Here is a 4,607-nt window from a genome sequence, read left to right on the forward strand (position 1 = left end):
TAAACGCGGACATCAACGCATGCTTGAACATCACTCACAAGACACGATACAGCCCACACCAAACGAGGTCAAAGCCTTCGTGTCGACACATAGCGGAGTCATACCACTCAACGAGAAAAAGAGAAAAATACACCAAGAGCAATACACTAACCCCTAGAAGGGTAACCCTGGAGCCACCCCCAGTGACGCAGGGCAGCAGTCGGCGCTAGGCCGCTTCTGATCTTATTTTAGAGACTTACAACGACAATGACTGGAAAATAAGAAGCAGTGTCCCGGGTGTGGGTTGCCGCTTTTCATTGCTGGCGCGAAGGCGCCTCGAGCGGCGACCAATAGTCACCCGGGTCATGGATAAATTGAGGCAAAGGGTTAAATTAGCATTGTGTATTTTTTGAAACACGGTGTTGTGTAATGGGTGAGGGAAGCGACCTTGAAATAATAAAGAAGAGAATGCTGCTTGAAATGCAAAGAAAAATGCTCGAAAAAGAACTTAAAAAGGCTGAACCAGACTACTACAGTATTTTTCTCAACTACTTAACTGATGATGGCAGGATCATGTTTGAGAAGGCTGTCGAGCAATATAGTGATACTGCCAAGAAGATAGGAGAAAAGCTTGGTAAATTATTTTATTCAGGCAGGCTACGGGAAAAGCTAAATGCAGAGGCTGTATATTGGATTTTTTATGAGATTGGGCTTCCAATTCGTCTTGAGACGAAAATCGTCTATAAGAAGGGCAGAGAATACAAATCGATAAGTGATGTCTTAAAAGAGGAATAGGATTTGATGAAACTTGATTCAACATGTGTTTCTCTGAGGATACATATTCGAGGCACATATAAAAATAAATAAAGGGGATGAAATTGTCTCATGCCTGGGGATTCGGATGCCTAAGCCCGTAAAGATAATTTTCGTCGGGGCATCGTGGGCCGACTTTAACAAGGAGCTAAAAAGCATAAGCCAGGAGGTGGCTAAAAGCAAAGGTTTAGAGTTTGAGGAAAAGCAAGAGGACTACGTTTTTCTAACAAAGTATGGCGAGAAGGACGAGTTCGGAGGGGCTGACATTCCGCAAGTATTCGTGGTATACGACAACGGAAAGATAAAACACGTCCTCACGAAAGTACCTATCGTCGGGACAAAACCCGACTTCGAGGCTGCGAGGCGTAAGATAGAGGAAGCTTTGAGTTAGGTTCCGGGTTATTTCTTTGACTTAATTTGCAGAAAATCATCAATGGATTGTATTCCAAGGAGCTCGTCAAAACTTATTCCAAGAGCATCGAGAACCTGTTCCAATGTGGTCTTCATTATGTCTAGATACTTCTCAGTGTCTATTTCATCTATTCGTGCAAGTTGTACATGCTTTACACCTTCCCTATCCCTTGTCTTCACATAGCTAACGACACTACCCTTCATAATGTTTACTGGAGTACTGCCATAGAGCTTCTTGTATTCTCGCAATAACTGTTGTGCAGCCTTCTTGTGTTGAGGGGTTGTTTCGACATATTCTTGTAGGTCCTTCGTTAATACCACGTTAAATGCCAGTTGATCCAATGAAATCTGATTATTTTTCAAGCGCATAATTGATTCTCTGATATCATCCTTTACTTGTTCGATAGCTTCTTCAAACGAGGTAATAGTGTCCGCTTTTGAAAGTGTTGTTACAACATCTGTGAACAGCTTCTTTATGAATTCGGGGGTGTTTCTTTTCTTTCCGACAAGACCCTTTACGTCTATTTTTCCATCCTTTAACGCTCCGAGGTAGTTCTTTTTCCTTTCACTGAAAACAACCCACTTGTACTCTTTGTCAACACTGAGGTCTATTTTTAAATCATCGAGAACTGACTGTAGCAGTTTTTCTAATTTATCGCGGCTTGGATTCCAGAGGAAGAGGCTGTCAGTGTCTCCGTAAAGAACAGGAATGCCTAGATCTACAGCCTTCCTCATGGTCTTCAAGATAGCGTATCTTCCAAGGGCTGTTGTGCTTTCCGCTACCGGGGGACAGTATAGTGGGAATGCCTCGGAACCGAAGACACCGTAACTTGCGTTTAGAAAAACTTTGAGTGCAGACTGGATCACATCGTAGTGTTGCTTCTCGTCTTCAGACTTTACCTCTTTTGCCGCCTTCTTGTAAACGTATACGCGGAGATCCCTTAGGATCCCGATAATGGAAGCCATCATTCCTCTTCGACGTGTGCAAACCCAGTGGGGTGTTCCTGGGACTATGTTCCTTTTACATTCCTCGTGGGGGCATCGAACTGTTTCGTAGCTCAGGTTGCCAGTTTTGATTACGCTCGGATATAGGCTAGCGAAGTCAACTACAAGCACGTTGAAGTACATTCCGGGTAAGGGGTCGATAACTATTGCTCCAAGATATTTCTTCCCCTTAATTATTGCGCGGGTTGAAGTATCACCTTTAATTTTCTTGATATCCTCAGGGTTGGGTATGAGCCAGCCCCTCTGCCTATGCTCGTAGTAGAACATATTTCGGATCCATGCCGAGATGTTGTGACGTGTTAGGTCTTCCATTGGTAGTTTAGATATTCTCATCATAAGTATGATGAGTTTGATAACAAGGTCGTCGTTGAAAGCTGTTAACTCGTAGGTGAGCTCGGCATCACGAAAGCTGTACTCTGCTAGACGCTGATAGGTCATCTCTGAAATCAACTCCTCGTGTCTTACCTTGCCTTTTCCGAGGAGGGCTGAAGCTATTTCGTCCAAAGTGTTTCCTTCCCTGTATTTGTTTCCAAAAGCATAGACACGCATGGACTTATTTGTGAAGAACTTGTAGAGGTCAATGTGAATAGAGTTTCGTAGTTCGGGGTACTCGTCTCTTTCTTTCCATGAGATTGGTATCTCTTCTTTCTTGAATCCTAGCTTTAAGGCTCTATTGTAGAGGTAAGGTAGGTCAAAACTATCACCGTTAAAGGTGACTAAGAGAGGATACTCTTCGATCAACTTGAAAGTTGCAAGTAGAAGCTCTTTTTCATCCTTAAAGAAAGTTATCCTAGCGTCTCCCAGCGAGATTTGTGTGTTCCCATGTTTTTCCTCTCTCTCTAAAAGGTATACTCCTTTTCTGCCATCGGATGAGTAATACGAAACGGCTATTACCTTGTCCTCTGCGAGCTTCGGACTGGGTACTCTAAGAGCCTCAGACTCCACTTCTATGTCTATCGCAACTCTTTTAATCTTGGGAATAGGGGCGCTTAGGAGTTTCGCCCACTCTATCATTTCTGCAGCTTGGATTTTATCCTCTACAAGGCCTTCTACAAGTTTACGTATGCCTTCAGGGACACTAGTCTCCACTATTTTGGGTTCCCCGTCCTCATACTTATAGGGCATTCCTGGAATGATTTGTCTATCGTATATGTAGCAGTGATGATATTTTATTTTGGCTTCCCATGAGTGATCCTTTAAGAGTTCACGAATACTTTTCCCAGAACCACCTATAGATAGTGGATCGTTGGCTTCCACCTTGGTCATCCTAATCCAACGATCGTTAAGTGCATCGTATTTCTCGACAATATCAAGCTTGTTGAACCCCGGATGCTTTATAACTTCAGGGAATTTCTCAATGATCTCGTCGGGTGTAAGGTCAGTTAGAAGGTAAGGCTTGTGTCCGCTGTAGTCCGGAATCTTTACTATTTTATGTTCTTCGTCGTCATAAAAGTAGAGGACTGCTCGGGCATCGCTCCCCGAGTACCTTACTGAGAACAAGTAAAGCAATAAGACTCACCGCGTAAACCTCTCTACTCTCCAAACGTTTCTCCTATAGTTTTTCTTATACTCTTTATAATGCTCACGGCATAGGTATACCCGTTTCGTCCCCTCTTTAAGCTTAAGATTGACCCCACTCCGTTTATAGTTTTCAAGCGATATTGATCTCACTGCATCGTTGTCACAACCCTCAACGGAACATTTCACTCCCTTGTCAACACGTCCCATGGAATACCCACAATACTAAAAAACAAACCACAGATAAATAGAAAGCGTATAAAGTTAGATATTACTTCTTGTATCGCTTAGGTCTCAAATCACGGCTATGGCAACGCCTGCACCTCTCCGCGTCCCATGGGTTCCTCGCATTACACCTCCTACAAATCTTAACTTTAAAGTGGTAGTCCAAGGCTAACTGTAGTTTCTCGGGATCTCTTATAGGCATAACTTACCCCTTGGCTATCGAATAGACAATCGCTTTAAAACTTTTTGTCAACGCCTCAGAATCTGCTAAAATATAAAGATAACTATGAAAGACAAATATACATGTACTGATAAGTCTTCGCTTAGAGATTCAATAGGATCACCATCTTTAAAAACACTATTCTAGTTAGCCCTCCCTGTGATCATGGAAAAAACCTCTAGTTTAAAATCCATAGCAAGGACAAACGTGTTCATCCTAGCAGTTGGCGCTCTCCTAATAGGCTTAATCCTAGGAGCATTAATGAGCTCTCTACTATGGAATAGATCTACCCAAAACACTCAGCAGACAATAACGGTTCCCATAGGCGCGCTCCTAGAGCTTACCGGCGACTTAGAGTCTTATGGTAAGAGAGACCAAGTAGCCCTCGAGCTTGCGGTTCAGGACATTAATGCTTTCGCCGAGAGTGTTGGGTCTC

4 protein-coding genes and 1 pseudogene are annotated in these 4,607 nt (G+C 43.1%); 3 read left to right on the top strand and 2 right to left on the bottom strand.

The window, feature by feature from the left end; translation table 11 throughout:
* The first annotated feature begins 408 nt into the window (after window positions 1-408).
* Window positions 409-774, top strand: coding sequence for a hypothetical protein (locus tag ACP5KC_RS08955; protein ID WP_273434276.1), 366 nt, complete (start codon window positions 409-411; stop codon window positions 772-774).
* A gap of 106 nt (window positions 775-880) precedes the next feature.
* On the top strand, window positions 881-1,183 hold the full coding sequence (locus ACP5KC_RS08960; RefSeq protein ID WP_052883320.1) for a hypothetical protein: 303 nt from the start codon (window positions 881-883) through the stop codon (window positions 1,181-1,183).
* A gap of 8 nt (window positions 1,184-1,191) precedes the next feature.
* Here ACP5KC_RS08960 and ACP5KC_RS08965 read toward each other — a convergent pair whose 3' ends face one another.
* Both ACP5KC_RS08965 and ACP5KC_RS08970 read right to left on the bottom strand, forming a co-directional pair.
* The gene (locus tag ACP5KC_RS08965; protein ID WP_428287324.1) at window positions 1,192-3,717 is read right to left on the bottom strand and encodes a DNA-directed DNA polymerase I; all 2,526 of its coding nucleotides are present in this window, start codon (window positions 3,715-3,717) and stop codon (window positions 1,192-1,194) included.
* Window positions 3,718-3,997: 280 nt separating this feature from the next.
* The gene (locus tag ACP5KC_RS08970; protein WP_191118586.1) at window positions 3,998-4,153 is read right to left on the bottom strand and encodes a 50S ribosomal protein L40e; all 156 of its coding nucleotides are present in this window, start codon (window positions 4,151-4,153) and stop codon (window positions 3,998-4,000) included.
* Window positions 4,154-4,330: 177 nt separating this feature from the next.
* Here ACP5KC_RS08970 and ACP5KC_RS08975 point away from each other — a divergent pair.
* Window positions 4,331-4,607, top strand: a pseudogene (locus ACP5KC_RS08975) (hypothetical protein); the annotation flags it as partial.

The sequence above is a fragment of the Infirmifilum sp. genome (assembly GCF_049970975.1).
Lineage (GTDB): Archaea > Thermoproteota > Thermoprotei > Thermofilales > Thermofilaceae > Thermofilum > Thermofilum uzonense.

Excerpts from the sequence above, each read along its gene's own strand:
- ACP5KC_RS08955 (WP_273434276.1), top strand. The coding sequence starts at position 409 with ATGGGTGAGGGAAGCGACCTTGAAATAATAAAGAAGAGAATGCTGCTT.
- ACP5KC_RS08960 (WP_052883320.1), top strand. The coding sequence starts at position 881 with ATGCCTAAGCCCGTAAAGATAATTTTCGTCGGGGCATCGTGGGCCGAC.
- ACP5KC_RS08970 (WP_191118586.1), bottom strand. The coding sequence starts at position 4,153 with ATGCCTATAAGAGATCCCGAGAAACTACAGTTAGCCTTGGACTACCAC.